At 73.1% G+C, this 26,989-nt stretch carries 20 protein-coding genes and 1 pseudogene; 14 read left to right on the top strand and 7 right to left on the bottom strand.

The features are described 5' to 3' along the window. The 4 genes and pseudogenes from MB828_RS44880 to MB828_RS44865 form a co-directional block, all read left to right on the top strand. Positions 1-1,229, top strand: a pseudogene (locus MB828_RS44880) (NAD(P)/FAD-dependent oxidoreductase); the annotation flags it as partial. Beyond that, the gene (locus MB828_RS44875; RefSeq protein ID WP_343236254.1) at positions 1,221-2,621 is read left to right on the top strand and encodes a cytochrome P450; all 1,401 of its coding nucleotides are present in this window, start codon (positions 1,221-1,223) and stop codon (positions 2,619-2,621) included. The pseudogene MB828_RS44880 and the gene MB828_RS44875, both read left to right, overlap by 9 nt. 346 nt (positions 2,622-2,967) lie before the next feature. Then, positions 2,968-4,671, top strand: a complete 1,704-nt coding sequence (locus MB828_RS44870) for an MFS transporter (protein ID WP_301653191.1) — start codon at positions 2,968-2,970, stop codon at positions 4,669-4,671. A gap of 283 nt (positions 4,672-4,954) precedes the next feature. After that, on the top strand, positions 4,955-5,806 hold the full coding sequence (locus MB828_RS44865; protein ID WP_301653190.1) for an endo alpha-1,4 polygalactosaminidase: 852 nt from the start codon (positions 4,955-4,957) through the stop codon (positions 5,804-5,806). Positions 5,807-5,895: 89 nt separating this feature from the next. Here the strand turns inward: MB828_RS44865 and MB828_RS44860 are convergent, their stop codons facing one another. After that, positions 5,896-6,519: a TetR/AcrR family transcriptional regulator gene (locus MB828_RS44860; RefSeq protein ID WP_301653189.1), complete on the bottom strand. Its 624-nt coding sequence runs from the start codon at positions 6,517-6,519 to the stop codon at positions 5,896-5,898. A 190-nt stretch (positions 6,520-6,709) separates the two neighbouring features. On the opposite strand from MB828_RS44860, the gene MB828_RS44855 reads away from it, so the two are divergent. The 4 genes from MB828_RS44855 to MB828_RS44840 all read left to right on the top strand — a co-directional run bounded on the left by MB828_RS44855 (position 6,710) and on the right by MB828_RS44840 (position 12,206). Next, entirely contained in the window at positions 6,710-8,200 is a 1,491-nt protein-coding gene (locus MB828_RS44855; RefSeq protein ID WP_301653188.1) for an APC family permease, read from the top strand. Further along, complete coding sequence (locus MB828_RS44850; protein WP_301653187.1) at positions 8,200-9,300, top strand: Zn-dependent alcohol dehydrogenase; 1,101 nt, start codon at positions 8,200-8,202, stop codon at positions 9,298-9,300. The genes MB828_RS44855 and MB828_RS44850 overlap by 1 nt, the downstream gene beginning before the upstream one ends. Before the next feature lie 39 nt (positions 9,301-9,339). Further along, positions 9,340-10,674 carry an NAD-dependent succinate-semialdehyde dehydrogenase gene (locus MB828_RS44845; protein ID WP_301653186.1) on the top strand — a complete coding sequence of 445 codons (1,335 nt, stop codon included), beginning with the start codon at positions 9,340-9,342 and terminating at the stop codon, positions 10,672-10,674. Between the two features lie 368 nt (positions 10,675-11,042). After that, positions 11,043-12,206 carry a serine/threonine-protein kinase gene (locus MB828_RS44840; RefSeq protein WP_301653195.1) on the top strand — a complete coding sequence of 388 codons (1,164 nt, stop codon included), beginning with the start codon at positions 11,043-11,045 and terminating at the stop codon, positions 12,204-12,206. Positions 12,207-12,244: 38 nt separating this feature from the next. Here MB828_RS44840 and MB828_RS44835 read toward each other — a convergent pair whose 3' ends face one another. The 3 genes from MB828_RS44835 to MB828_RS44825 all read right to left on the bottom strand — a co-directional run bounded on the left by MB828_RS44835 (position 12,245) and on the right by MB828_RS44825 (position 15,414). Continuing rightward, positions 12,245-13,090 carry a class II fructose-bisphosphate aldolase gene (locus MB828_RS44835; protein WP_301653185.1) on the bottom strand — a complete coding sequence of 282 codons (846 nt, stop codon included), beginning with the start codon at positions 13,088-13,090 and terminating at the stop codon, positions 12,245-12,247. A 60-nt stretch (positions 13,091-13,150) separates the two neighbouring features. Further along, positions 13,151-14,041: an SIS domain-containing protein gene (locus MB828_RS44830; RefSeq protein WP_301653184.1), complete on the bottom strand. Its 891-nt coding sequence runs from the start codon at positions 14,039-14,041 to the stop codon at positions 13,151-13,153. 131 nt (positions 14,042-14,172) lie between these two features. Then, entirely contained in the window at positions 14,173-15,414 is a 1,242-nt protein-coding gene (locus MB828_RS44825) for a Gfo/Idh/MocA family protein (RefSeq protein ID WP_301653183.1), read from the bottom strand. A 376-nt stretch (positions 15,415-15,790) separates the two neighbouring features. Here MB828_RS44825 and MB828_RS44820 point away from each other — a divergent pair, with 376 nt between their 5' ends. From MB828_RS44820 to MB828_RS44795, 6 genes are all read left to right on the top strand, one after another. Continuing rightward, the gene (locus MB828_RS44820) at positions 15,791-16,609 is read left to right on the top strand and encodes an endo alpha-1,4 polygalactosaminidase (RefSeq protein ID WP_301653182.1); all 819 of its coding nucleotides are present in this window, start codon (positions 15,791-15,793) and stop codon (positions 16,607-16,609) included. Between the two features lie 649 nt (positions 16,610-17,258). Continuing rightward, complete coding sequence (locus tag MB828_RS44815) at positions 17,259-18,587, top strand: ABC transporter substrate-binding protein (RefSeq protein ID WP_301653181.1); 1,329 nt, start codon at positions 17,259-17,261, stop codon at positions 18,585-18,587. Between the two features lie 12 nt (positions 18,588-18,599). Beyond that, positions 18,600-19,538 (top strand): carbohydrate ABC transporter permease, encoded by a 939-nt coding sequence (locus tag MB828_RS44810; protein WP_301653180.1) that lies wholly within the window; start codon positions 18,600-18,602, stop codon positions 19,536-19,538. After that, positions 19,535-20,428 (top strand): carbohydrate ABC transporter permease, encoded by an 894-nt coding sequence (locus MB828_RS44805; RefSeq protein WP_301653179.1) that lies wholly within the window; start codon positions 19,535-19,537, stop codon positions 20,426-20,428. The genes MB828_RS44810 and MB828_RS44805 overlap by 4 nt, the downstream gene beginning before the upstream one ends. A gap of 70 nt (positions 20,429-20,498) precedes the next feature. Continuing rightward, positions 20,499-21,455, top strand: a complete 957-nt coding sequence (locus MB828_RS44800; protein ID WP_301653178.1) for a carbohydrate kinase family protein — start codon at positions 20,499-20,501, stop codon at positions 21,453-21,455. Beyond that, positions 21,452-22,762: an alpha-glucosidase/alpha-galactosidase gene (locus MB828_RS44795; RefSeq protein WP_301653177.1), complete on the top strand. Its 1,311-nt coding sequence runs from the start codon at positions 21,452-21,454 to the stop codon at positions 22,760-22,762. The genes MB828_RS44800 and MB828_RS44795 overlap by 4 nt, the downstream gene beginning before the upstream one ends. Before the next feature lie 56 nt (positions 22,763-22,818). Here the strand turns inward: MB828_RS44795 and MB828_RS44790 are convergent, their stop codons facing one another. Genes MB828_RS44790 through MB828_RS44780 form a run of 3 tightly spaced genes read right to left on the bottom strand, consistent with a single transcriptional unit; the run spans position 22,819 to position 26,964 of the window. Then, entirely contained in the window at positions 22,819-24,006 is a 1,188-nt protein-coding gene (locus MB828_RS44790) for a vWA domain-containing protein (RefSeq protein WP_301653176.1), read from the bottom strand. Positions 24,007-24,016: 10 nt separating this feature from the next. Continuing rightward, positions 24,017-25,261, bottom strand: coding sequence for an AAA family ATPase (locus tag MB828_RS44785; protein WP_430381522.1), 1,245 nt, complete (start codon positions 25,259-25,261; stop codon positions 24,017-24,019). Next, positions 25,258-26,964, bottom strand: a complete 1,707-nt coding sequence (locus MB828_RS44780; RefSeq protein WP_301653175.1) for an ankyrin repeat domain-containing protein — start codon at positions 26,962-26,964, stop codon at positions 25,258-25,260. Before MB828_RS44780 ends, MB828_RS44785 begins: the two co-directional genes overlap by 4 nt. Positions 26,965-26,989: the final 25 nt, after the last annotated feature.

The following is a 26,989-nucleotide window of genomic DNA, read 5'->3' as shown; positions in this document are numbered from 1 at the left end:
CGGGCCGCGGAGTGCCTGCGTGACGAGGGGTTCACCGGGTCGCTGACGATGATCGGCGACGAGCTGGGTGAGCCGTACGACCGGCCGCCGTTGTCGAAACAGGTGCTGACGGGGTGGGTGCCCGCCGACGGCACCAGGTTGCCGCGGCGTCGTGACGTCGACGCGAGTGGCTGCTGGGAGTGCCGGCGAGCGGGCTGGATCTGGCCGGCAACCGGGTGTGGCTCGCCGACGGCCGCGAGGTGCCCTTCGACCGGGTGCTGATCGCCACCGGGGTGCGGGCCCGGCCGTGGTTCGTCGAGTCGGAGGCCGCGCTGGACGGGGTGTTCGTGGTGCGGACCCGCGAGCACGCCGAGGGCCTGCGACGGGCGCTCGCCGCGGGGCCGTCCCGGGTGCTGGTCATCGGGGCGGGGTTCACCGGTTCCGAGATCGCCTCCGTCTGCCGGGAGCGGGACATCCCGGTGACCGTCGCCGAACTCGCGCCGTATCCGCTGGTGGGGGCGCTGGGCGCGCTGGTCGGCGAGGTGGCGGCCGACCTCCAGCGGGCGCACGGCGTCGACCTGCGGTGCGGGGTCGAGGTCACCCGGCTGGAGGGCGACGCGCGGGGCCGGCTGCGCAGGGCCCACTTCGACGACGGCAGCACGCTCGACGCCGATGTCGCCGTGGTGGCGCTCGGCAGCATCCGCAACACCGAGTGGCTGCGGGAGTCGGGGCTGGCGGCGGGCAGTTGGGGGATCACCTGCGACACGGGCTGCCGCGCCCTCGACGTCCATGGCCGTGCCCGCGACGACGTCTTCGCCGCCGGGGACGTGGCGCGCTGTCCGAACCCGGTCTACGAGTACCGGCTCATCTCGCTGGAGCACTGGGCCAACGCGGTGGAGCAGGCCGAGGTCGCCGCCCACAACATGGTCCACGGCCAGGCGGACCGCCGGCCGCACCTGTCCGTCCCGCTGTTCTGGTCGATCCAGTTCGGCGTCAACATCAAGTCCGTCGGCGTGCCGGCCTTCGCCGACGAGGTGGTCGTCACCCAGGGCTCGGTCCCCGACCACCGGTTCGTCGCCGCGTACGGCTACCGGGGCCGCGTCACGGCCGCCGTGAGCTTCGACAACGGCAAGTCGCTGAACCACTACCGACGGCTGATCGAGAGGGCCGCGCCCTTCCCGCCGCCCTCCCCGACGCCGGACCGGCCCGTCGACATGAAACCGGTGCCCGCCGGGTTTCCGATGCCCGCCGGGTTCCCGGTAGCCGCCGGGATTCCGGTACCCGCCGACTTCCCCAGCCGCACCCCGGTCGCTCGGGGCGCCGCCACGGTCGTCACCGGCGATGATCCGGATGAGCCCCGCCGCACGACCGCGCACCGGCACCGGGATCCGCGGGTGCCGGGCCGGACGGTCGCGCCCGGGACGCCGCCGGGCACGCTGCAACGGATCTACGATCAGTCCTCCCGGGCCGACCCGTACCCGCTCTACGCCGAGCTGCGGCGGACGCCGGTGGCCCGTCAGGAGGACGGCAGTTACGTCATCAGTACCTATCGCGAGATCACGGACGTACTGAACGACCCGCATCTGAGTTCCGATGTGCGCAACCTGTCGAGTCCGTCGCCCCCGGCTGAGGGCGGAGCGGCGTCCTCGTTCATCCACATGGACGCTCCCGAGCACGACCGGCTGCGGCGGATGGCGATGCGGCACTTCGGTCCCCCGCACACCCCGGGCCTGGTGACCGGGTTCGAAGGGTTCCTCACCGCCACCGTCGGCAACCTGGTCGACGGTCTCGCGGAGAGGGAACGGATCGACGTCGTCGACGATTTCGCCTTCCCGCTCCCCGTGACCGTGACCTGTCACCTGCTCGGCGTGTCACGCGAGGACGAGCCACGGTTCCACCTCTGGGTGAACGACATCATGAACTCGGTCGACTACGACCCCGAGACCGACCCGAAGGAGAAACTGGACCAGGGCGTTCAGGCCCGCGAGGACCTGCGCCGGCGCCTCGGTGAGCTGGTGGCACAGCGGCACGGCCGGCCGGCGGACGATCTGCTGTCACGGCTGGCCAACGACGACGGGCCCGACGGCCGGATGACCGACGAGGAAATCGTCGCCACCGCCAAAGTGCTCCTCGTCGCGGGTCACGAGACCACCGTCAACCTGATCGCCAACGGGATGCTGACGCTGCTGCGCCACCCGCGGGTGCTGCGGCGGCTGCGCGACGAACCGGAGCTGGCCGTGCCGCTGGTCGAGGAACTGCTGCGCTATGAGCCCCCGGTGCAGATCATTCCCTGGCGGGCGGCGTACAGCGACATCGGCGTCGCCGACACCGTCATCCCCAAGGGCTCGGGGATCACGCTGATGCTGGCCTCCGGCAACCGCGACCCGGACCGCTTCCACGATCCCGACCGCTTCGACCCCGACCGGCCCGACAACCAGCACCTCGGCTTCGGCAGCGGCATCCACCACTGCTTCGGCAGCCCTCTGGCCCGCCGGGAGGCCCAGATCGCCCTGACCGAGCTGGTACGACGGCTCGACCACCCCGGCCTGGTCGCCGACCCGCCGCCGTACCGGCGCAGCCCCGTGCTCCGGGGCCCGCTCCATCTGGACGTCGAGCAGGGCGTCGAGCCGGGTGACGGTTGACGCGGTGTCCGAGGGCGGTCGGCGGCGCAGCGGTGCGGTGACCAGCCCGGCGAGCTGCTTCCCTGCCCTGCCCGAGGTGATGCGCCGGACTCCCGCCTGGCGTAGGGCACCGCACAGCCACTGGTGGACGCCGCCGGTGGCGTGACGCGGGTGCCGGTCCGGGCGCGGCCCCGGTGCTCGTGTCGGTGGCGGTTGGGGTGGTGCGCGTGAATGACCTCGTGCAGACCTCTAGGCGTACCGACCAGTCGGTACTAGCCTCTGGCCACGTTCTCGGAGCCGGGCCGCCGCGCACCCTCGGCGCGCCGACGCAGGCACCGGTTTTCCGGGTTTCCCTGGGAGGAGCCGTATGTCCGCCACTACGACGCCGTTCGACGCCAACGGACCTGCGCCCGACGCGGCCACCGCGTCCGCCCGCGGCCCGCTGGCCCGGCTGTACCGCCGCGAACTGGCGGACTACCCGCCCACCGGCCGCCGCATGGCGTACCTCGCGATCGTGGTCGTCACCACGGTCGTCCTGTACTACATGCTCTACATCCAGTACGCGGTGGCGACCTCGATCATCACGCACTTCGGCATGACGTACCGCTACTTCATCTGGGTCTCGGTGATCGGCAACGCGATCGGGGCCTTCGCCTCGCTCGTGGCCGGTCTCGCCGACCGCTGGGGCCGGGCGAACCTGGTGGTCTACGGGCTGCTGACCGCCGCGGCACTGGTCTTCTTCGGGCTGCCCCACGCCGCGAACAAGACCACCTATCTGGTGCTCTTCGCGCTCGTCAGCTTCATCGAGGGCATCGTCCTGGTGGCCACCCCGGCGCTGATCAGGGACTTCTCCCCGCAGCTCGGCCGGGCCACCGCGATGGGGTACTGGACGATGGGTCCGGTCATCGGCTCCCTGGTGGTCACCACCGTCACCAGCAACACCCTCGACAGCGCCACCTGGCAGGACGAACTGCGCTACTCGGCGATCGCCGGGTTCGTCGTCTTCGTCGTCGCCGTCTTCGCGCTGCGCGAGCTGTCCCCGGCGCTGCGCGACCAGATCATGGTGACTCTCCGGGACCGGGCGCTGGTCGAGGCACGCGCCAAGGGGCTGGACACCGAGGCGCTGCGCCGCGGCGAGTGGCGGCAGATGATGCGCCTGGACGTCCTGGGCTCGGCCTTCGCCATCGCCGTGTTCCTGCTGCTGTACTACGCGGCGGTCGGCAACTTCGTCGTCTACTTCGCGACCGTCTTCGGCTACAGCGAGCAGCGCACCAACGCGCTGGCCAACTGGTACTGGGCGGCGAACGCCGTCGCCCTGGTCCTGGTCGGCCTGCTCTCGGACCGGCTGAAGGTGCGCAAGCCCTTCATGATCGTCGGCGGTGTCGGCTCCGTGGTGGTGACCGCGGTCTTCGCCACCCGGGCCACCCATCTGACGACCGACTACTACACCTTCGCCTGGCTGTTCGTCGGCATCGGCGTCTTCAGCGGCATCGCCTACGCGCCCTGGATGGCGAGCTTCACCGAGACGGTCGAGAAGCACAACCCGGCGGCGACCGCGGCCGGTCTGGCGGTGTGGGGGTGGACGGTGCGCATCGTGGTCGCCGTCTCCGCGGCCTTCATCCCGGTGCTGGTCACCTCCGTGACCCCGCTCGTGGAGCACGGCGCCGAGGTGACGGCCGCCTCGGCGCAGGCAGCGCCCGCGCTGGCCGTCGTCAAGGCACACCCGGAGCTCTTCGCCGAGCTCGACAAGTACACCCCGGCCACCGTGCCGCCCGCCCTGCAGGCCCGCGCCGTCCAGGAGGTCGGCGCCGCCGACCTCGCCGTCGTGCGGAAGGCGGCGCCACAGCTGAAGGTGCTCGACGAGTACGGCGCCACAGTCCAGAAGGCGTCGAAGGACGGGCCCGGCGAGTGGCGCACCTGGTGGTGGATCTGCGTCGGCGGACAGGTGCTCTTCCTCCCCTTCGTCTTCGTGATGGCGGGCCGCTGGAGCCCGCGGAAGGCGCGCATGGACGCCGAGGAGCACGAGGTCGCGGTCAGCCGCGAACTGGCCGCCCTCGCCGCCGAGAAGTGACCGACGCGTCCGGCCGTCCGTGGACAGGGCGGCCGGACGCGGCAACGGCCGCGAACGACGCGCGTGCCGCCGGCGCCCCTGATGCCGGCCCAGGGCGCTCAGTGATCAGTGGCGGCGGCTTTGGTATCGTCGGCCCGTCGGACCGCCCAGCGCCGCCGCGGTCCGCGGAACCACGGCATTCCCAGCCGGTGACACGGGACTTCGAACCGTCAGCCCGGCCCCAGTCGCCAGGACCACGCGTGTCCGAGGCGGGGCATGCTCTCTCATCCAGAGGCAGACCGTCATGCGCAAGTCCCGGACCGGCTCCCGCCGTGCCGCCGTACCCCTCGCCGTCGTCCTCGCCGCGGCCTCCCTCTTGGCCGTCGGCTGCTCGGGCACCGGCGCGGGTACCTCCCCGAAGGCCAAGGCGGCGAAGGTGGCCGCACCGCCCGTCCACGCCGGCGTCGACTACCAGCTGGGCGGCGCCTACACCCCGCCGAAGGGCGTCTCGGTGGTCTCCCGCGACCACACGGCGTCGCCCGCCGCGGGCCTGTACAACATCTGCTACGTCAACGCGTTCCAGGCCCAGCCCGACGCGGAGCGGGACTGGGACGCCGATCTCCTGCTGCGGTACCGCTCCGGGAAGGTCGTCATGGACGAGGACTGGGGTGAGGCGATGCTCGACATCAGCACCCCGGGCAAGCGCGCGCGGATCGCCGAGAAGGTGGACGACTGGATCGACTCCTGCGCCGACAAGGGATTCGACGCCGTGGAGCCGGACAACTACGACAGCTACACGCGCGCCCCGCGCGGCCTGCTGACGGCCGCCGACGCCGAGGCGTTCCAGACCCTCCTGGCCCGCCACGCGCACGCCCGGCACCTCGCGATCGCCCAGAAGAACACCCTCGAACTCGCCAAGGACCGCAAGCGGGTGGGTCTGGACTTCGCGGTGGTGGAGGAGTGCGGTCAGTACGGCGAATGCGGGTCCTACGTCGACGCGTTCGGTGACCACGTCATCGTCGTCGAGTACACCGAGAAGGGCATGGCGAAGGCCTGCGCAGGCTGGGGCGACCGGATCAGCGTCGTACGCCGGGACCTGGACGTCACACCGTCCGGCCACGACGGCTACGTACGCGAGACCTGCGACCACCACTGACCACGACCGGTCAGGGGCCGTCGGGCCGGTCGGCGGGCGGGTGCGCGCCGGGACCGCAGGGGGCCGGGGGCGGCGGGCGGCCGGGACGTTCAGTTCGTGAGCAACGTGCCGTTCGGCAGGCCGAGTTCGGTCTCGGCCACGGTGCGTGGCATGTCCGCCGTGGGTGTCCTGCGGTGATCGGCGCTGGTGTTGATGTACGCGCTGGCGCCGTCGATCGCGACGAGGATGCGGGTGGCCGCGCCCCAGGGGTCCGCGCAGGTGAAGGCGCCGGCCGCGGTCCCGGCGGCGATGAGCTCCTCCAGCCGCCTGCACCAGAGCAGTTCCTGCTTGATGACGTGCTCGCGCAGCACCGGACGGTAGCGCGAGAGGTGCCGCGCGTTGAGCCAGAGCCTGCTGACGTCGTCGAACTCGACGCTCGACGTCTGCCCGAAGAAGCTCCGGAAGGCCGGTAGGGGGCCGTCCGGCTCCGGCGGCAGCAGGCCGTCGAGCTCCATCATCGTGGCGTGGGTGAACGCCTCGGCCACCAGTTCGTCCGCCGCGGGGAAGTAGTGGCCCACGAGTCCGGGCTGCACACCGAGCTCGTCGGCGATGCGGCGCAGGGTGATGCACTCCAGTCCCTCGGTGAGCCCGATCAGCGCCGCCGTGGCGACGATCTCGTTGCGGCGTTCGGCGGGCGCCTTGCGGACGCGCTTGCCGGGAGCTCTTGACGTCATGGGGTGAATGCTATTGAGTGGGCGACCAATAAAGCAATTGGTCGCCCGACCAATAAGCGGGATCGGCCGGAGAACCACACTTCGCGGTGCGCGGCGGCGGCGGCCGATCCGCGCCCGGTCCCCGGCGGTCCGGGCCCGGCGGTCTCCGCGGGCCGGGCCGCCCGCGCGGCAGCATCGTCAGGAGACCCATGTGAACGACTCCCCCACCGATGCCGGTGAGCTCGCCGAGTACGGCTACGAGCAGGAGCTGAGACGGACCCTGTCCGCCTGGGCCGTCTTCGCCATCGGCTTCGCGACCATCTCCCCGGTGGTCGGCATCTACGCCGTCGTCCAGCTGGGCTTCGTCTTCGCGGGCCCCGCCTGGATCTGGGCGGTGGTCGTCGCCTTCCTCGGCCAGCTGCTCGTCGCCGTGGTCTACGCGGAGCTGTCCTCCCAGTTCCCGATCACCGGCGGCGTCTACCAGTGGGTGCGCCGGCTGGCCGGGCCCCGGCTGGGCTGGCTGGTCGGCTGGATCTACCTCGCCTCGGCGGTCGCCTCGCTCACCACGGTCGCCTACCTCGGCGCGAGCTGGCTGTACCTGCTCTTCGCCGACGGCGCGCCCTCGGCGGCCGTCCACGTCCTGCTCGGCGTGGTCTTCGTCGCCGTTGCCCTGGGGATCAACCTGGTCGGGGTCGACCCGGTCAAGCACTTCCTGAACGCCGGGATCATCGCGGAGGGTGTCGCTTCGATCGCGGTCAGCGTGTTCCTGCTGCTCTTCGCCCACCACAACGGCTTCGGCATGCTGTTCGACTCCCTCGGTGCGCAGGGCGCCTCCGGTGGCTCGGTGACGGCGGGCTTCCTGACCTGCGTCGCGGTGGCCGGCTGGGCCTTCCTCGGCTTCGACGCCACCACGCAGGTCGCCGAGGAGACCGAACAGCCCCGGCGCAGTGTCCCGCGCGCCCTGCTGCGCGCGTATCTGTTCGTCGCCTTCACCGTGCTGCTGACCGGGCTCGCCGTCACCCTCGCCCTGAAGCGTCCCGGCGACGCGGTGTCCGGCGCGGTCGTCGACCCCGTCTTCGAGGCGGTGACCTCCGGGCTCGGCGGCTGGAGCGAGAAGCCGTTCATCGTCGTCGTACTGATCGCGTTCTTCGCCTGCGCGATCTCCATCCAGACCTACATCGGCCGAGCGGTGTACGCCTTCGCCCGCGACCGCCAGCTGCCGTTCTCGCCGGTGCTGGCCACGGTCGGGGCCCGGCAGATCCCGTACGTCTCCCTCGTCGCCACCGCCGTCCTCGGCGCACTCGGGCTGCTGCTGGGCCTGAACGGCAACGCCGCCGCCACCTTGATCGCGTTCGGCTCCGGCGGGTTCTACTTCGTGTTCCTCGCCGTCGCCGTGGTGGCGCTGGTCGCCCGGCTCAGCGGCCGCTGGAATCCGGCCGACGGCCAGGTACGGCTGGGACGCACCGGGCTGGCGGTGAACGTGCTGGCGGTGGTCTGGCTGCTCTTCGAGGCCGTCAACATCGCCTGGCCGCGCACCGAGCTCGCCCCGGTCGGCGGCAGCTGGATCCAGGTCTGGGCCGTGGTCCTGGTCTTCTCGGCCCTCTTCCTCCTCGGCCTCGGCTACGTCCTGGTCGCCCGGCCCCACACCAGGCTCGCCGCTCCCGCCCCGAGCCCCCGCACCGAAGAAGTGAAGGCCTCCTGATGCCGTCGCAACTCTCCCCGGCCGTCGTCCTCGACCCCGAGACGGGACTGGACCTCCGTGAGGTCGCGGTGCGGCCCGCCGGACCCGGTGAGGTCGAGATCGAGGTCCGCGCGGCCGGTGTCTGCCACTCCGATCTGCACGTGGTGTCCGGCGACTGGCCGGCCGACCGGCCGCTGGTCCTCGGGCACGAGGCGGCGGGCGTGGTCACCCGCGTCGGACCCGGCGTCACCTCCGTGCGGCCCGGCGACCACGCCGTGCTGTCCTGGTTCGCGCCCTGCCGCCGGTGCCGTCGCTGCGTGGCGGGCCAGGCCTGGCTGTGCACCGGCACCAAGGCCGTCGCCAACACGCTGCCCGACGGGACCACGCCGTTCACCGGAACCGACGGCGCGCGGGTCTGGCCGTACCTCGGCCTGGGTGCCTTCACCGGCCGGCTGACGGTCCCGGAGAGCGCCGTGGTACGCGTTCCCGATGAACTTCCCTTCGGTATCGGTGCGTTGCTCGGATGTTCGGTGACCACGGGGGTCGGCGCGGTGGTCAACACGGCCGGGGTCCGGCCCGGCGAGTCGGCTGTCGTGATCGGCACCGGCGGGGTGGGGCTCTCGGTGGTGATGGGTCTGCGGCTGGTCGGTGCCGATCCCATTGTCGCGGTGGACCTCTCCCCCGAACGCCTCGCCGTGGCCCGCCGTTTCGGCGCCACCCACACCCTCGACGGCGCACATGACGATGTCGCGGCCTGGTGCCAGGAGCAACTGGGCGGCGTGGACTACGCGTTCGAAGCCATCGGCAGTCCGAGGGTGATCGAGACACTGCCCCGCATGCTCACCTCGGGCGGCGCCGCCGTGCTGGTCGGCATGGCCGCGACCGGTGCCACCGGCTCCTTCGACCTGTTCGACCTGGCCGACCAGGGCAAGCGCATCCTGGGCTGCAACTACGGCTCCAGCGTGGGTGAGATCGACATCCCGAAGCTGGCCCGCCTCTACCTGTCCGGCCGTCTTCCCCTGGACGAACTGGTCGGCAGGAGCCGCCCGTTGAGCGAGGCCGCGGAGGCCTTCGACGACCTCAGGTCCAACACCGGGGTGCGCACGATCCTCGAACCCTGACCGACTCTCCCGAAGACACACCCCCCACCTGGAGGAACCATGTACGCCGTCACCGACCCGACCACCGGCGAGGTCGTCGAGACCTACCCGACCGCCACCGACGCCGAGGTCGCCGCGGCCGTCGACGCCGCCCACGCCGCCACCGCCTGGGGGCGGTCCGGCTCCGTGGCCGAACGCGCCGCGCTGCTGCGGCGGCTGGGCGACCTGCACGCCGAGCACAGCGCCGAACTCGCCGCGAGCATCGTCCGGGAGATGGGCAAGCCGCTCGCCGAGGCGGAGGGCGAGATCGGCTTCTGCGCCGACATCTACCACTACTACGCCGACCACGCCGAGGAGTTCCTCGCCGACGAACCCCTCGACGTCACCTCCGGCCCCGGCACCGCCGTCGTGCGGCGCGGTCCGGTGGGTGTGCTGCTCGGCATCATGCCGTGGAACTTCCCGGCCTACCAGGTGGCCCGGTTCGCGGCCCCGAACCTCGCCGTCGGCAACACCATCGTCCTCAAGCACGCCCCGCAGTGTCCGGGTACGGCGGCGCTGCTGGAGCGGCTGTTCGCGGAGGCGGGCTTCCCGGCGGGCGCGTACGTCAACGTGTACGCCACCAACGAGCAGATCGCCGACGTGATCGCCGACCCGCGGGTGCACGGCGTCTCCCTCACCGGCTCCGAGCGGGCCGGGGCCGCGGTCGCCGAGATCGCCGGACGGCACCTGAAGAAGGTCGTCCTGGAACTCGGCGGCTCGGACCCGTTCGTGGTGCTCTCCACCGACGACCTGGACTCCGTCGTCGAGGCGGCGGTGGCGGCCCGCCTCGACAACACCGGCCAGGCGTGCAACGCCGCCAAGCGGTTCGTGGTCGTCGCGGACCTGTACGACGCGTTCGTGGAGCGGTTCACGGCCCGGCTGCTCGACTCGGCCACCGGGGCGCCGCTCTCCTCTGCGGCGGCCGCCGAGACCCTGGCCCGGCAGGTCGGCGAGGCCGTGGCGGAGGGTGCCGTCCTGCACGGCTCCGGTGAGCGGAAGGGCGCGTTCTTCCCGGCGGGTGTGCTCACCGGGCTGACCACCGAGCACGCGGCGGCCCGCCAGGAGCTGTTCGGACCGGTCGCGATGGTCTTCCCGGCCGCCGACGAGGACGACGCGGTCCGGATCGCCAACGACACGCCGTACGGCCTCGGTTCCTACGTCTTCACCACCGACCCGGAGCAGGCCGCGCGCGTCGCGGACCGCATCGAGGCCGGCATGGTCTTCGTGAACGGTGTGGGCGCGGAGGGTGCCGAGCTGCCCTTCGGCGGAGTCAAGCGGTCCGGCTTCGGCCGGGAGCTCGGGCGTCTCGGCATCGAGGAGTTCACCAACAAGAAGCTGATCCGCACGGTGGCCTGACCGGCACGGTGGATCCGCGAGCCGTCCGCCCGCGGATCCACCGTCCCCGGGTCCCCCTCCGCGGATCCACCGTCAGCGGATCCACCGTCAGCGGATCCACCGTCGGCGGCCGCGACGGCACAGGCGGCCGTCCGTACACGTTTGGTCAGCCACCCCGGTGTGCACGTCGGTGCCGAGGTCCGCGCGGCGGCCCGCGGGGAGCCCACCGGCGCCGAGCCCGTTGCCGGCGGGCGGTGGTGCGGACGTGGTCTCGGCGGGGCGGCGCGCCAGTAGGGTGGGGAGGCTGTCGTCGTCTCCCAACACCTGGTCTTTCACGGGGAGATGGTGACAGCGGTCACTCGACTCACCGGGTAAGGATGAAGCAACAGGTGCGAATAGCGGGACGGTACCGGCTGATCAGCGTCATCGGGCGGGGCGCGATGGGAGAGGTCTGGCAGGCGTACGACGAAGTGCTCGGCGGCCCGGTGGCGGTCAAGCTCCTGCTCGCCCAGAACTCCGACCCCACCGCCCCCGCCCGCTTCCGCCTGGAGGCCCAGACCGCGGGCCGGCTCCGCCACCCCCATGTGGTCGGCGTCGTCGACTTCGGCGAGCACGAGGGCGGCCTGTTCCTGGTGATGGAACTGGTCGAGGGCGACAGCCTCGCCCGTGTGCTCGCCCACTCCGGTTCCCTGCCGGCCGGGGAGGTGGCTCGTATCGCCGCCCAGTCGGCCGCGGGCCTGGCCGCCGCGCACGAACACGGCATCGTGCACCGGGACATCAAGCCCGGCAACCTGCTGCTCGACGCCGACCGGTCCGTCAAGATCGGCGACTTCGGCATCGCTCGTTTCGTGGACGACCCGGGCGCCCTCACCGCGGCCGGCCAGATCGTCGGGACGAGTCTGTACATCGCCCCCGAGCGCGCCCTCGGCAAGCCGGCCGGGCCCGCGTCCGACGTCTACTCACTGGGCTGCGTGCTGTACCAACTCCTCACCGGACGCCCGCCGTTCCATGCCGAGAGCGCCATCGCCGTCCTCCATCACCACCTCGACACGCCGCCCGTGCCACCGCGCGAACTGGGCGTCGGGATTCCCCCCGCCTTCGAGAACTACCTGCTCGCCCTCCTCGCCAAGCGCCCCGAGGACCGGCCCACGGCGGCTCAGGCGGCCCAGTGGTTCGCCTCGGACGCCTGGCGGGGGCGTCCCGAGCCGCTGCCGGCGGCCGCACCGCGTCCCGTACCTAACTCGCGTGAAGCCCCCTCGGGGGCACTCGCGGCGATGCGGGCCGGCACGGGCGTGCCGCTGGGTTCCGCGACCACGTACGCCTTCCCGGCCGGCGGTTCCGCCGCCGTCCACCGGACGCGGCGGCGACAGCGAAGCGGGCACCGTAGCCTCGGCGTCCCCCGTTCGAGGCTGGTGGGCGCCGTCGCCGCCGTGGCGGTCTTCCTCGCGGCGCTGCTGGTCGGCCTGGCATGGCTGTCCCCCGATCACAGTTCGGCGGACACGCCGTCGGGTGACGGGCCGGGCGGCACGACCTCGGCCCCGGCCACGCCGTAGGCCGTGCAGATCCCGCGGCCCCGGCGGTCGACGCGTCGTCAGCGCGCGCCGGGTGCGCCCAGTGCCGTGAGGCAGTCGGCGACGGCGTCGGTCATGGCGTCCCGGGCCGGGGCCAGATAGCGGCGCGGGTCGACCAGGTCCGGGCTCTCGGCCAGGGTGGCCCGGACCGCGCGGGTGAACGCGACGTTGAGCAGGGTACCGATGTTGATCTTCGTCATGCCGTGTGCCAGGGCGGCCCGCAGTGTCTCGTGCGGCACACCTGACGAACCGTGCAGGACCAGCGGCACGGGCACCGCGTCCCTGATCCGGGCGATCAGTCCGAGGTCGAGCGCGGCGGTCCTGGAGACCATCGCGTGGCTGCTGCCCACCGCGACGGCCAGGGCGTCCACGCCGGTCTCGGCGACGAACCGGGCGGCGTCCCCCGGGTCGGTGCGCACTCCCGGGGTGTGCGCCGATCCCTTGCCGCCGATCTCGCCCAGTTCCGCCTCCACGAACAGGCCCCGGCCGTGCGCCCAGCGGACGGCCTCGCGCGTCGCCGCGATGTTCTCCTCGTCCGGCAGCCGGGACGCGTCGAACATCACCGAACTGGCCCCGCACTCGGCGGTGCGGTGCAACAGGGCGACGTCCTCGACGTGGTCGAGGTGCAGGGCGAGCCGGGCGTCGCTCCTGCCGGCCGCGGCGGTCGTGGCGGTCGCCAGCGGCATGACGTCGCCGCCGTGGTGGCGTACGGCGTTCTGGCTGATCTGGACGATCGCCGGCCGGCCGGTGCGCCGCGCGGCGTCGGCGACGGCCTGGACGTGCTCCAGGGTGATGACGTTGAAGGCGGCTATGCCGGAACCCGACGCGTGGGCTTCGGCGATCAGGTCCGCGCTGCGGCAGAGCATGACGTCCTTTCGGAGTGAGGGGCCCCGGACGGCCGGGGCCGCTGTGTGCCGGGCGCGCGGTCAGGGGGCGGGGCGGTCCAGGATCACGGAGCGGGTCAGGGCGCGCGGCCGGTCCGGATCCAGCCCCTTGCGCACGGCACTCGCCTCGGCGAGCCGCTGCACGCGCACCAGGTCGGCCTGCGGGTCCTCGGGGTGGTCCACGAACAGCGCGCCGGTGGCGTCGACGTCCGCCCGGAGTCCGGCCTCGTCCGGGCCGAAGTGCCAGACCAGGCGGCCGGGCGCGGCGATGGCGATCGGACCGTGCCGGTACTCCAGGGACGGGTAGGACTCCGTCCAGCTCTGGGTCGCCTCACGCATCTTCAGGGACGCCTCGCGGGCGATGCCGTGTGCCCAGCCCCGGCCGAGGAAGGTGATCTGGTCGGCGGTCACCCACTCCTCGGGCAGCGGTGTCTCCAGCACCGTGTGCGCGGCCTCCGCCAGCGGCTCGGCCGGCTCGCCCAGTCCGGCACGCAGGGCGGTGAGCGCGGTGGTCGCGAACACGGTCTGCACGACGGACTTCTCGTCCGCGAAGGACAGGTCGAGGACATGGTCGGCGACCTCGACGACCGGTGTGGAGGTGTCGGCGGTCAGGGCGACCGCGGGGTACCGGCCGCGCCGCCGGTCGAGCAGTTCCAGGATCTCGGTGGTGGTGCCGGACCGGGTGATCGCCACCAGCCGGTCGTAGGCGCGTTCGTGCGGGAACTCGGAGGCCGCGAAGTGGTCCGTCTCGCCGAGGCCGCGCCGCTCGCGGAGCGCGGCGTAGGCCTCGGCCATGAACCAGGAGGTGCCGCAGCCGACGACGGCGACCCGCTCGCCCGGCCGGGGCAGCAGATCCGCGGCGTCGGCCGCCACGGTCGCGGCCTTGAGCCAGGTCTGGGGCTGGCGGGCGATCTCCTCGCCTATGAACGACATGCCGGTGCTCCTCGGTGTCTTGGTGTCTCGGTGTCTCGGTGTCTCGGTGTCTCGGTGTCTCGGTGCGCGGAAGGGCGCGCGTCGGCCGCGTCGGCGGCCTCGGTGGGCTGGATTCGATCGGGACGGGTGGGTCAGGGGGTCCGGGCGGCCGGTCCGCGGGAACCCGGCTGGTGGTGTGCGAAGTAGTCGGCGAGGTCCGGGGCCAGGGCGGGCACCTGTACGGCGGTGCCGCCCGACCGCAGCGAGGTGGTGGCCGCGATGCCCGTGGCGACCGCCTCACGGGCGGCGACAGGCGAGGTGTCGGTGGCTCCGCCGTGCGCGACGAAACGCAGGAACTCGTCGACGAGGGCCTGGTCCGCGCCGCCGTGGCCGGCGTCGGCGGTCTCGAAGGTCCCGGCGTCGAGGGTACGGTCGGCCTCGGGCCGGTAGCCGGAGCGGCGCCGGTTCCACACCTTGACCACCGGCTGGTCGCCCTCGATGCCGTCGCCGAGGTTCTCGATGCGGCCCTCGTCGCCGATGACGGTGTAGTTGCGCCAGTAGTCGGGGGTGAAGTGGCACTGCTGGTAGCTGGTGAGCACCCCGTTGTCGAGGCGGGTCAGCACCATGCTGATGTCCTCGACGTCGACGACGGGGTTGAGGTCGCGCAGTGCGGACGGCGGCCAGACGCCCTCGTCGAACCAGTCCTGCACCCGCCGCGCGCCCTGTGGTCCGGAGCGGCGGTGCGCGTTGGCGCCGTAGACGGCGAGGTCGCCCAGGGCGGTGACGGTACGGGCGGTGCCGCCCGCCAGCCAGTGGATCGCGTCCAGGTCGTGGGCGCCCTTCTGGAGCAACAGGCCGGTGGTGCGGTCCCGTTCGGCGTGCCAGTCCTTGAAGTAGTAGTCGCCGCCGTGGCCGACGAAGTGCCGGCACCACACCGCTCGTACGGTCCCGATCGCGCCTTCGCCGACGAGCCGGCGCATGGTGCGCAGCACGGGCAGGTGCCGCAGGTTGTGCCCGACGTAGAGCCGGGTGCGGGTGCGGGCGGCGGTGGCCAGTACCCGGTCGCAGTCGGCCAGGGTGACGGCCAGCGGTTTCTCGGCGAACACGGCGACGCCGGCTTCGAGGAAGTACCGGGCGGGTGCGGTGTGCAGGTCGTCGGGGGTGAGGACGAAGACGGCGTCGAGGCCGTCCGCGAGCATGTCCTCGTACCGCTCGTGGACCCGTGCGCCGGGGCCGAAGAGCGTGCGGGCGTCGGCACGGCCGCGCGCGGCCGGGTCGGCGCAGGAGACCACGCGGGCCGTTCCCGGCCGGTCGGCCAGGGTGGCCAGTCCGGCGCGCTGGCCGACGCCGACCACGCCCAGGCGCAGTTCGGGAGCGGGCGGCTGATCGCTCATGGGGCATCCCTTCGTCTTCGTGCCGGACCGGGAGAGGTGCTCGGTGCCGTGGGACGCAGGGTCCCGCCGTGGCACCCCAGACGATAGATGCTCGAAACTGCTCGATCAATGCCCCTACCGAGCATCTTCATGCATTCCGGGACGTGGGCTCGTCCGGTGCGTGACGCGTCGGCGCGGCTCGAACCACGGGACACTGCGCGTTCGTTGACATCCTCGTCGGCGCTCGCTTTACTCCCGGACTACGCAGGAGCCCCGCTCCGCGTCAGAGGTACGCCCAGCCGGTATGCGGGCCCCGCGCCGCGAGCCCGGCCCGAGTCGCCAGGACGCCCCAGGCGTCCGAGGCGGGGACGTGCCCTCTTCCCATGGAGCTCGATTCATGAGCCACCTGATGAGCACCACTCCCCGGAAGGCCGTCGGCACGGCCGTCGGCGTCGTCGCCCTGGCCGGCGCCCTGCTCGCGCAGGCGAACCCGTCACAGGCCGCGGCCGTCACCCTGCCGCCCGCCCACGTCGGCTTCGACTACCAGATCGGGGGCGCCTACACCCCGCCGTCCGGCGTCAAGGTCGTCACCCGCGACCACAGCGCCGCGCCGGTGACCGGGCTGTACAACATCTGCTACGTGAACGCCTTCCAGGCCCAGCCGGGCGCCGAGGGCGACTGGGCCCCCGACCTGCTGCTGCGCGACTCCGCGGGCAAGGTCGTCTACGACGAGGACTGGGGCGAGGCACTCCTCGACGTCGGCACCGACGCCAAGCGCAAGCGGATCGCCGACCGGATCGGCGCCCTGGTCGACGGCTGCCGGGACAAGGGCTTCCAGGCCGTCGAGCCGGACAACTACGACAGCTACACCCGCTCGGGCCAGCGCCTGACCGCGAACAACGCGCAGGCGTTCATCAAGCTGCTGTCCGCCCGCGCCCACTCGGACGGCCTGGCCATCGCCCAGAAGAACACCGCTGAACTGGCCGCGAACCGCACCGCCAACGGCCTCGACTTCGCCGTGGCGGAGGAGTGCGGCGCGTACGACGAGTGCGGCGACTACACCAGCGCCTTCGGCAACCACGTCATCGTCATCGAGTACACCGACTCCGGCCGCTCCAAGGCGTGCAGGTCATGGGGCGGCACGCTGAGCATCGTCCAGCGCGACGTCGACGTCTCACCGGCCGGCAGCGGCGGGTACGTCCGCAAGACCTGCTAGCGGGGTTCCACCGGATCCCGCGGCCCGTGGCGGCCCGTGGCGGCCCGTGGCGGCCCGTGGTGGCCCGTGGTGGCCCGTGGTGGCCCGTGGCGGCTCACCCGAGCCGCCACGGGCTGGATGCTCAATCATGCACGTTTCCTCGGTGTTTCGCGCAGATCCAAGCACACCAACCCCTTGACAGGGCAACGGGACGGTCGGTTGACTCCTGGCCAACGCCGCACGCGGTACGCGGCGTCAGAGGTACGCCCAGCCGGTAGCTGACCATGTGCCAGGAGCCCGGACTGAGTCGCCAGGAGCCTGCGGGCGTCCGAGGCGGGGCCGTGCCCACCAGGCTCGGGAGTCCGGCCATGAACCGAACCCGCGTGACCCGCCGCGGCCGGCCGGCCACTGCCGGCGTTCCGTCGACCACGAGACGGACGGCAGTACGACGACGGTTCCGGCACCGGCGCTGAGCACACCCGCCGCCGCGCCGGGCCGACCTGCCGGCCCGTCTCCCCTCCTGCCGGCCTGTCCCCGCTCCTGCCGCACCGGGCCCCTCGCTTCGCACCGCGCGGCCACGGCCGCAACCGCGCACGCCGGCCGCGACCGCACGCCGGAACGCGTCCCCGCACTGACCTCGCCTGTCCCACAGCTCCAACCGGAGGTACCCATGCAAGCGGTCTCCCGCAGCGCGCGGCCCGCCCGCCGCGACGTGCTGCGTGCCGGCGCAGGTTTGGCCACGGCACTGGGGGCGGGTGCGACGGCCGCCGGCTGCGCGGCGGGCCGCGACGACGGCGTCGCCGCCGACGGCACCGTGACCATCGAGATGTGGCACGGGCAGACCGACACCGGCAAGAAGGCCCTGGAGTCCCTGGTCGCCGCCTTCGGCCGCAGCCACCCCCGGATCCGCGTCGAACTCGGCGGCGGTGTGCTCGCCGACGCGATGCTCCAGAAGGTGACGGCCGCCCTCGCCGCCGGCTCCTACCCCGACATCGCCTACGTCTTCGGCTCCGACCTGGCCAGCGTCGCCCGCAGCCCCCAGGTCGTCGACCTCACCGACCTGGTCAGGGCCGCCCCCACGCCGTGGAGCAGCTACTGGGCGCCCGCCCGCAAGGCCGTCACGGTCAACGGCCGGGTGCGCGCCGCACCCGCCGTGCTGGACTCCCTCGCCGTCGTCTGCAACAAGAAGCTCTTCCGGCAGGCCGGCCTGCCGCTGCCCGAGGCGGGCTGGCGGTGGGACGACTTCGTCGCCACCGCCAAGGCCCTCACCGACACCGGCGGCGGACGCTTCGGCACCGGCTGGCCCGGCGTCGGCGACGAGGACACCGTCTGGCGGCTGTGGCCCATGATCTGGGACCTGGGCGGCGACGTGGTCGCCGACGACGGCAGGCACATCGGCTTCGGCGACACCGGCACCCGGGCCCTGGAGGTCGTCGCCGAACTGGCCCGCGACAAGAGCGTCTACGTCGACCCGAAGCCCGGCAGCGAGCAGATGTACCAGGTCTTCATGTCCGGCCGCATGGCGATGGCCGTCACGGGCCCCTGGCAGCTCCCCGACATCCAGCAGGCGAGGATCGACTACCACGTCGTGCCGCTGCCCACCTTCTCCGGCCGGCCGATGACCATCAGCGGACCCGACACCTGGACCGTCTTCGACAACGGCGACGCCCGCAGGAAGGCCGCCAAGACGTTCGTCAGCTGGCTCGCGCAACCCGCCCAGGACGTGCGCTGGGACATCCGGGCGGGCAGCCTGCCGCTCAGCCGCGGCACCCGCGACCTGCCCGCCTGGCAGCACAAGGAGGGCACCACCGAGGGCCTGGGGGTGTTCACCAAGGCCCTGGACTCCGCCCGGGTGCGCCCCGTGCACGCCGCCTACCCGCAGATCTCCCAGGCTCTCGGCCAGGCCGTCGTCGCCGTGCTGCTCGGCCGGAGCAGTCCCGCCAAGGCGATGCGCGCCTGCGCCGCCGACGCCAACGCCGCACTGCTCATCCCGCGTTGAGGAGCCTCCTTCATGTCGCGACTGCCCACCCCGATCACCGTGTCCCGGCCCCCGGACCAGCGCCGCGCCCTGCGCCGCAGACGGGCCGGCGAGGCCGCCATGGCCTGGTCGTTCGTCTCGCCCGCGGTGGTCATCATCCTCGGGCTGAGCGTCGTACCGATCGTCTGGTCGCTGCTGCTGTCCTTCCAGGCCGACGACCTGGTCACGCCGAGCCGTTGGGTCGGGCTGGACAACTACCGGGCCCTCGCCCAGGACCCGCACTTCAGCCAGGCCCTGCGCAACACCCTGCTCTACACCGCACTGTACGTGCCGGCCAGCATGGTGATCGGCCTCGCTCTCGCCCTCGCCCTCAACCGGCGCATCCGCTTCGTCGGTCTCTACCGCACCCTGTTCTTCGTCCCGTTCGTGGTCTCCGCGACCGCTCAGGGCGTGCTGTTCTCCTTCATCCTCGACCCCGAGTTCGGCGCCGCCAACGCCGTGCTCCACCACCTCGGCATCCCGTCCCAGGGCTTCCTCACCGACCCCTCCCAGGCACTGCCGGTGCTGGTCGCCGTCAGCCTGTGGAGCGGCACCGGGTTCTGCCTGGTCATCTACCTCGCCGCGCTCCAGGACGTGCCCGTCTCACTGATCGAGGCCGCCCGGCTGGACGGCGCCGGCCGCGGACAGCTCCTGCGCCACGTCACCCTGCCCGCACTGCGGCCCGTCACGGTGTTCCTGCTGCTGTGGCAGGCCATCCAGTCGCTCCAGGCCTTCGACCTCGTCTACGTCACCACCAAGGGCGGCCCGCTCGGATCCACCACGGTGATCGTCTACTTCATCTGGGAGCAGGCCTTCAAGAACGCCACCGCCGGATACGGGGCCGCCTCCGCCTATGTCCTGGCCGTGGCCCTGGGACTGATCGGCCTGATCCTCCAGGTCGTCCGCCGCCGCCTCCAGGGAGCCTCCGCATGACCGCCGTCTCCGCCCGGCCCGACACCGCGCCCGCGGCCTCGTCCGCCGCCCGCCCCGGCACCCGACGCCACCGGTCCCGGCTGCCGTTCAGCCCCTGGCACCTGCTGCTCGCCCCCATGGCCCTGCTCTTCGCGGTGCCGCTGATCTGGCTGGCCCTCAGTTCGGTGATGAGCAACGCGGAGATCAACCGCTTCCCGCCCGCGCTCTGGCCCTCGCGTCTTGATCTGGGTGGCTACCGCTACGTGCTGGGCAACGCGATGTTCCCGCGCTGGTTCGCCAACTCCCTCGTCGTCAGCCTGGTCACCGTCGTCGCCAACCTGGTGCTCGGTACCCTCGGCGGCTACGCCTTCGCCCGGATGCGGTTCGCCGGCTCCCGGCTGCTGCTCGGCCTGATGCTGGCGACGATGGCGATACCGTTCCAGCTGACGATGATCCCCACCTTCCTGGTGATGAAGCAGCTCGGTCTCATCGACACCCTCGGCGCGCTGATCGTGCCGTCCCTGGTCACCCCGTTCTCGGTGTTCCTGCTCCGCCAGTTCTTCCTCTCGCTGCCCCGGGAGCTGGAGGAGGCGGCCTGGATCGACGGGTGTTCGCGGCTGCGCGTGCTGTGGCGGATCGTGCTCCCGCTGTCCCGGCCCGCCCTCAGCACCGTCGCCGTGCTCACCTTCCTGAGCACCTGGAACGACCTCACCTGGCCGCTGATCGCCATCAACCACGACACCCAGTACACGCTCCAGCTCGGTCTGACGACGTTCCAGGGACAGCACCACACCCAGTGGGCCGCGGTGATGGCCGGGAACGTCATCACCGTGCTGCCCGTCCTGCTCGCCTTCCTCGGCGCGCAGAAGGCCTTCATCCAGTCCATCACCTCCACCGGTCTCAAGGGCTGACCCCGCGGGCCACCCCGGCACACCACAGCGAGACACCACAGCGAGACACCACCAGGCAGGAACCTCCGCGATGCCGCACACCTTCGACCTGCTCGTGATCGGTGACGCCAACCCGGACGTCGTCATCGGTCCCCTCGACACCCCGCTCGCCTTCGGCCAGCGCGAACAACTGGTGCCCTCCGGCACCCTCACCGTCGGGGGCTCCGGCGCAATCGTCGCCTGCGGGGCCGCCCGCCTGGGCCTGCGGGTCGCCTTCGCCGGCCGGGTGGGCGACGACGACGCCGGCCGCTACATGCGCGGCCGCCTCGACGCCCTCGGCGTCGACACCGGGGCGCTGACCCTCGATCCGCACCGGCCCACCCCGCTGACCGTAGCCGTCACCCGCGGTGACGACCGGGCCATCCTGACCGCCCCCGGCACCCTGGCCGCCACCACCGCGGACGACGTGCCGCCCGCCTTGCTGGCCGCCGCCCGGCATGTCCACTCCACCTCGTACTTCCTGCTGCCCCGGCTCGCCGCCGCGCTCCCGGACCTGCTGCGCACCGCACGCCGGCACGGCGCCACCACTTCCGTCGACACCAACGACGACCCGGCCGGCCGCTGGGAACCCACCGGTCTGGACGCCGTGCTGGCCCACACCGACTTCCTGCTGCCCAACGCGGCCGAGGCTCGCCGGCTGGCCCGGACCGACGCCGCGGACCCGGCCGAGGCAGCCGCCCGGCTCGCCGCCCGAGGGCCGGTCACCGTCGTCAAGAACGGCGCCGACGGTGCGCTCTGTCACGACGGCGAACGCCTCGTCAGCACCCGGGGCATCGCGGTCGAGCCCGTCGACGCGGTCGGCGCCGGCGACAGCTTCGACGCCGGTTTCATCGCCGGTCTGCTGCACGGGATGTCCCTGCCGGACGCGCTCCGCCTCGCCGCGGTGTGCGGCGCCCTGTCCACCCGGGCCAGCGGCGGCACCGGCGCCCAGCCCACCTGGGACGAAGCCCTCACCCGCCTTCCCGAGACCGAGGAAACCCCCGTATGACCACCCCCAAGATCGTCTTCGTCGGCGCCGGCAGCGTCGTCTTCACCCAGGGTCTGCTCGCGGACCTGCTCGCCTTCGAGGAACTGAAGTCCGCGCACGTCGCACTGCACGACATCGACGCCGAGCGCCTGGCCACGGCGCACGCCGCCGCCGTGCGCATCGCGGACACCCTGGGCGCCCGACCCACGGTCACCGCGCACGCCGACCGCCGCGAGGCCCTGGCGGACGCCGACTTCGTCATCGACATCGTGCAGATCGGCATGGCCGAGGCCACCCGCACCGACTTCGAGGTGCCCGCCCGCTACGGACTGCGCCAGACCATCGGGGACACCCTCGGCATCGGCGGCATCTTCCGCGCCCTGCGCACCTTCCCGTTCCTCAGGGAGCTGGGCCGCGACATCGCCGAGGTCTGCCCACAGGCCTGGCTGCTCAACTACACCAACCCGATGGCCATGAACGTCCAGTACCTCACCGAGGCCACCGGCCTGACCCGGGTGGTGGGCCTGTGCCACTCGGTCTACTGGACGATGCGTGACCTGGCCGACCTGGTCAAGGTCCCCTACGAGGAGATCAGTTACCACGCAGCAGGGGTCAACCACCAGGCGTGGGTGCTGCGTTTCGAGCACCAGGGCCGCAGCCTCTATCCGAGGCTGGACGAACTGATCGCCGCCGACGACCAGTTGCGGCGCCGGGTCCGCGTCGACATGTACCGCAGGCTCGGCCACTACCCCACCGAGACCAGTGAGCACTCCTCCGAGTACGTGCCCTGGTACCTGCACCACACCAGCGAGGTCGAGCGGCTGCGGCTGCCGGTCGGCGAGTACCTGAAGATCGTCGACGAGAACACGGCCGAGTACGGCAGGACCCGCGACGCGCTGGCCGCCGGCGCCCCGATCACCGTCGAGGGCACGATGGAGTACGCGCCCCAGATCATCCACAGCATGGTCACCGGCACCCCGCGCACGGTCTACGGCAACGTCCCGAACCGCGGTCTGATCGACAACCTGCCCGCGCACGGCGTCGTCGAGGTGCCGTGCCTGGTGGACTCGATGGGTGTGCAGCCCACCCGGGTGGGCTCCCTCCCGCCCCAGCTGGCGGCGCTCAACCGCACGTACCTCAGCGCGAACGACCTGGTGGTGCGCGCGGCGATCGAGGACGAGCCGCGGCACGTCAGGCATGCGGCGATGACCGACCCGGCCACCGCCGCGGCCCTGACGGTCGAGGACATCTGGCGCCTGTGCGACGACATGGTGACCGCCCACGGCGACCTGCTCCAGCCGGGGCTGCGGGTCCGCCTCGGCTCCTGAGGACCGGTGCCCGGCGGTCCGGCGGCCGCCCCTGGCCGCACGGCGGTCTCTCCGCGTCAGCCGGGGACGCGGACCGTCTCCACCCAGTCCGGCGGCTGGGGCGCGTCGGTGCCGATCAGGGCCGCGACGAGGCGGCACGGCGGGCTCTCGTCCGGCCACGGGGTGTACCCGTCGGTGAGGACGACGACGACGCCCGGGCGGTCCGGAGCCGCCAGTGCCGCCTCGATGCCGACCCGCATGTCGGTGCCGCCACCGCCGCCCAGGGTGATCTGCTCGGTCGCCGTCACCCGGGACACCGCGTGCACGTCGGCGTCGCACGCGAGCACGCTCACCCGGTTGCCGCGGATGCCCACCTCGCGCAGCACGCCCGTCACCTCCGCGAGGGCGGCGCCCAGTTCGGCCTCCCCCATCGAACCGGAGGTGTCGATGACGACGGCCACCCGGGGCAGCGGTCGGCGCAGGCTGGGCAGGACCACACCGCGCAGCGCCGGAGTCCGGCGCGAGGGGCGGCGGTAGGTGTAGTCGACCGCTCCGGCGGCCCAGGCGGCGGCTTCCCGGACCGCGCCGGTCAGCGCCCGCCGCCAGTCCACGGTGGGTTCGAGGATCTCCTCCGCCCAGCGCTGCCAGCCCGCGGGCAGGGTGCCGCGGCCGCGCCGGTGGGCACGCATCGCCTCGGCGGTCCGCCGGCGCAGGGCCTGTGCCTCGACCTCGCCGATCCGCGCGGGACCGGCGGAGTCGGACAGTTCCCAGGGCACGGGCCTGCCGTGGGCGCCCGATCCGCAGTCCGGTGTCCGCACGTGCGCGGGCAGCGCGTCGACGTACGCCTCGAACAACTGCCCTTCGGGGAGTCCGAAGAGACGGGGTTCCACGCGGCCCTCGGGCAGCCGCAGGCCGTCGGCGAGCAGGTCGTCGTTGATCTCGCAGTCCTGCGCGACGTTGACGCGGTGCGGGTCGCGCTGGGTGGCGGCGGGCAGCCGGTCGGCCCGGCCGTGGTGGTCGCGCAGCAGGTGAGCCGCCTCGTGCACCCAGACACCCGCGAGTTCGGGCACCGGAGTCGCGTCGACGAAGGCGGGCGACACGTAGCAGCGCCAGTGCCGGTCCACGCCCATCGTCGGCACGCCGTCGCTCGGGACGACGGTCAGGGCGTACAGCGCGGACGCCAGGTAGGGCCGGTCGGTGGCCGCACGGTAGCGGGCGGCCAGCAGTCTGGTCAGGTCCAGGGCGGCGCGGGGGTGCTGTGTCATCCCCGCGCCCTCACCGGCCGGCGCCGGGCAGCGCCCCGGACATCCGCAACAGGTCCAGGAAGGCGTCGATGCCGGGCGGTACGGGCCAGTCCAGGTGCCGCATCAGGGCGAGGTCGGTGGCGGCGCGGGCGGCCACGTCCGGTACGCCGGCGTCCACGGCCTTCGCCAGTACCGCCCAGCCCGCCTCCCAGCGGGGCCGGGTGAGGTCGTCCTGGATGGCGGCGACCACGGCGATGAGGAAGGCGAGTTGGCGGTCGCCCCGGTCGGGCAGGGCGAAGGAGTCCGGGTCGGCGAGGACCCGGTCGGGGTCGGGCAGGTCGAGGTGTTCGAGGTAGGACAGCAGCTCGATGCCGGCGCCGTCGCCGACGGCGCCGGTGAGCGCGGCGGCAAGGGCCTCGCGGCCGGCGCCCGCCGCGTACCCGGTGGCGAGCAGCCTGAGGGCCATCTCCCAGGTCCGGGGCGACGGCCAGGACCGGCCGCGGCTCTCGGCGTCGCCGGGGATGTGGTGGACCAGGCCGGGCCGTGCGGTGAGGAACCCGGAGACCGCGCCGCGCGCCCGGGCGACCGCGCCGGGCACCCGGCCCGCGTCGACGACGGGTACGGCCACCTCCGGCCAGGTGCCGGCCATGCCGCGGGCGACCGTGCGGGGGTCGTGGGTCCATTCGAGGTGGACGAACCGGTTGGCGAGCGGCGGGCTGAGGTGCCAGCCGTCCGCGGCGCTGGAGGGCGGGTTGGCGGCGGCGACGATGCGCACCGCGTCGGGCAGGACCAGGCTGCCGACGCGCCGTTCGAGCACCACGCGCAGCAGGGCCGCCTGTACGGCCGGCGGCGCGGAGGAGAGTTCGTCGAAGAAGAGCAGGCCCTGTCCGGCGCGGGCGAGGCGGACGGCCCAGTCCGGCGGTGCCATCGGCACACCGGTGACGGCGGGGTCGTCGCCGACGACGGGCAGTCCGGCGAAGTCGGAGGGCTCGTGCACGCTGGCGATGACGGTCTCCAGCGCCAGGCCGAGTCCGGCGGCGAGCTGTTCCAGGGCGGCCGACTTGCCGATGCCAGGTTCGCCCCACAGCAGCACGGGCTGATTGGCCGTCACGGCGAGGGCCAGGGCCTCCAGTTGCGGGTTCGCGGCGGGCTCGGTGCGCCGCGTGCGCAGCCTGCGGTTGAGGTCGTCGGCGGCCGCCAGCGGGCCGGCGGACGCGCCGGGGGCGGGGGCGGAGGGCGCGCCGGAAGCGGTGCGGTCGGTGCGGTCGGTGGTCACAGGACCGGCTCTTCCTCGTCGTCGGGGTCGTCCGAGTCGTACTGCTCCCGCTCGTCCAGGTACTCGTCCCACCAGTCGGCGCCGATCCCCGGGTGCTCCGCCTCCACGCGCTCACGGAGGAAGGCGAGGTCGGGCCGTTTGTAGCGGCGGACGAGCTGGGCGAGGGACAGTTCGGACTCGTCGATCGCGTCGAGCCGTGCCCCGGCGGCGACCAGGGCCTCCACGAGCGCCTTGGAACCGAGGTCGTTGACCGCCGTGAACAGCGGGGTGCGCTCGCGCCGGTCGCGGGCCTCCAGGTCCGCTCCCCCTGCCAGCAGCCGGGGCAGCAGGGTCTCGTGGTCCAGGAGGTTCAGCACGTGCAGCAGGGTGCGGCCGCCGGCGTCCCGCACCCGGGGGTCCACACCGGCGTCCAGGAGGGCCAGGACGCCGGGGGTGTCGCCGTGCTGGGCTCGCTGGAACAGTTCGCTGCGCTGGGCTCGCAGTGCCTTGGGCAGGCGGCCCTTGCCGGACGTCCAGGTCTGCTCCACGGCGAAGCAGCCGGCGACGGCACCGCCGAAGGCGCGCAGGGCCCGTTCGCGCTGCTGTTCGTCGTCGCTGTGCGGCATGCTCAGCGGGCCGCCTGGCCGGAAGCCGACCTCGTGCCATTCACCGCGGCACCTGACCCGCACCGGTACGGGGGCCGTCGGCGCGGGCGGGCCGCCCTGGCCCGCCGGGACCTGGAGGGCGGGGAACAGCGCCTCGCGGACCAGCGGGTGGAGGTGCTCCGCGGCGATCTCGCCGTCCCGCAGGAGATCGAGGTCGGGGAGCCTGCGCCAGAGGGCCTCGGCGAGGAAGGGCAGGCCCTCGGCGTCCTCCCGGTCGACGGCGCGGACCAGCAGCCCGGTGCCGTCGGCGGGCTCCAGCAGGAGGTACGTCCGCCAGTGCGCGGCGATGAGGAACCGGTCGCCGGCGCCCGCGGCCCGCTGCCCGCGGACCTCCGGCTCCAGGCGGCTGTGGTTCAGCGGGATCCCGCTCAGCAGCCGCTCCGGGTCCGCCTGGTACCAGCCGGACTTCTGCGGAGGCGTCAGGTCCAGCGTGATGCCGGCCGCGGCGAAGGCGGCCGGTGACCCGTCCCTCCGGTGCGTCAGCGTGATCCGTTCGGTCCGGGCCGCGGGGTCGTCGGCGCCGGGTTCGGCCGTCGGGAACTCGTCCGTGCCCAGGGCAGTGCCGTCGGCGTGGAAGAACGGCGACCGGTCCGGGCCGCCTCCGCATCGCTCGCGCAGTTCCGCGGCGTGCCGTGCGTCCCAGAGGTGCCGGGCGAGGCGCCAGTCCTCGGTGGAGGCTCCGAAGACGCCGGCGGCCTGCTCGTCCCGGAGGGTCCGGAACCGCAGCGCGATCCGCTGAGGTCCGTCGGCCATGGGTCCGGTGGTGACGTGCAGGTACGGCGTGGCCCGCGGGCCCTCGTCCTGGGTTCCCGGCCGGTAGCGCGCGAGGACGACCGTACGGTCCGTGGCGAGCGTGGTCCGGCCGCCCAGGTTGCGCGGCAGGTGCCAGCGCAGCAGGTCGGGGGCGAGGTGCCGGAGGTCGGCCACGAGGGCGGCGGCGGTGTCGTCGCCGCAGTGCTCGGCGACCTCGGACAGGTCGAAGGCGATGTCCACGTTGGCCGCCGCGCAGGCGCCGCGCCAGTCACCGGCCAGCCGGCGCTCGGTGGCTCGCTCGATCATCCACCGGGGCACGGCGTAACGGCGT

The sequence above is a fragment of the Streptomyces arenae genome, assembly GCF_022343545.1.
In the GTDB taxonomy this organism is placed as follows: Bacteria; Actinomycetota; Actinomycetes; order Streptomycetales; family Streptomycetaceae; genus Streptomyces; species Streptomyces humi.
This window is presented reverse-complemented; position numbering and strand designations above follow the sequence as displayed.

Excerpts from the sequence above, each read along its gene's own strand:
- MB828_RS44795 (WP_301653177.1), top strand. The coding sequence starts at position 21,452 with ATGACCACCCCCAAGATCGTCTTCGTCGGCGCCGGCAGCGTCGTCTTC.
- MB828_RS44845 (WP_301653186.1), top strand. The coding sequence starts at position 9,340 with ATGTACGCCGTCACCGACCCGACCACCGGCGAGGTCGTCGAGACCTAC.
- MB828_RS44865 (WP_301653190.1), top strand. The coding sequence starts at position 4,955 with ATGCGCAAGTCCCGGACCGGCTCCCGCCGTGCCGCCGTACCCCTCGCC.
- MB828_RS44830 (WP_301653184.1), bottom strand. The coding sequence starts at position 14,041 with ATGTCGTTCATAGGCGAGGAGATCGCCCGCCAGCCCCAGACCTGGCTC.
- MB828_RS44815 (WP_301653181.1), top strand. The coding sequence starts at position 17,259 with ATGCAAGCGGTCTCCCGCAGCGCGCGGCCCGCCCGCCGCGACGTGCTG.
- MB828_RS44860 (WP_301653189.1), bottom strand. The coding sequence starts at position 6,519 with ATGACGTCAAGAGCTCCCGGCAAGCGCGTCCGCAAGGCGCCCGCCGAA.
- MB828_RS44800 (WP_301653178.1), top strand. The coding sequence starts at position 20,499 with ATGCCGCACACCTTCGACCTGCTCGTGATCGGTGACGCCAACCCGGAC.
- MB828_RS44790 (WP_301653176.1), bottom strand. The coding sequence starts at position 24,006 with ATGACACAGCACCCCCGCGCCGCCCTGGACCTGACCAGACTGCTGGCC.
- MB828_RS44825 (WP_301653183.1), bottom strand. The coding sequence starts at position 15,414 with ATGAGCGATCAGCCGCCCGCTCCCGAACTGCGCCTGGGCGTGGTCGGC.
- MB828_RS44870 (WP_301653191.1), top strand. The coding sequence starts at position 2,968 with ATGTCCGCCACTACGACGCCGTTCGACGCCAACGGACCTGCGCCCGAC.
- MB828_RS44875 (WP_343236254.1), top strand. The coding sequence starts at position 1,221 with ATGCCCGCCGGGTTCCCGGTAGCCGCCGGGATTCCGGTACCCGCCGAC.
- MB828_RS44780 (WP_301653175.1), bottom strand. The coding sequence starts at position 26,964 with ATGATCGAGCGAGCCACCGAGCGCCGGCTGGCCGGTGACTGGCGCGGC.
- MB828_RS44835 (WP_301653185.1), bottom strand. The coding sequence starts at position 13,090 with ATGCTCTGCCGCAGCGCGGACCTGATCGCCGAAGCCCACGCGTCGGGT.
- MB828_RS44850 (WP_301653187.1), top strand. The coding sequence starts at position 8,200 with ATGCCGTCGCAACTCTCCCCGGCCGTCGTCCTCGACCCCGAGACGGGA.
- MB828_RS44805 (WP_301653179.1), top strand. The coding sequence starts at position 19,535 with ATGACCGCCGTCTCCGCCCGGCCCGACACCGCGCCCGCGGCCTCGTCC.
- MB828_RS44810 (WP_301653180.1), top strand. The coding sequence starts at position 18,600 with ATGTCGCGACTGCCCACCCCGATCACCGTGTCCCGGCCCCCGGACCAG.
- MB828_RS44820 (WP_301653182.1), top strand. The coding sequence starts at position 15,791 with ATGAGCCACCTGATGAGCACCACTCCCCGGAAGGCCGTCGGCACGGCC.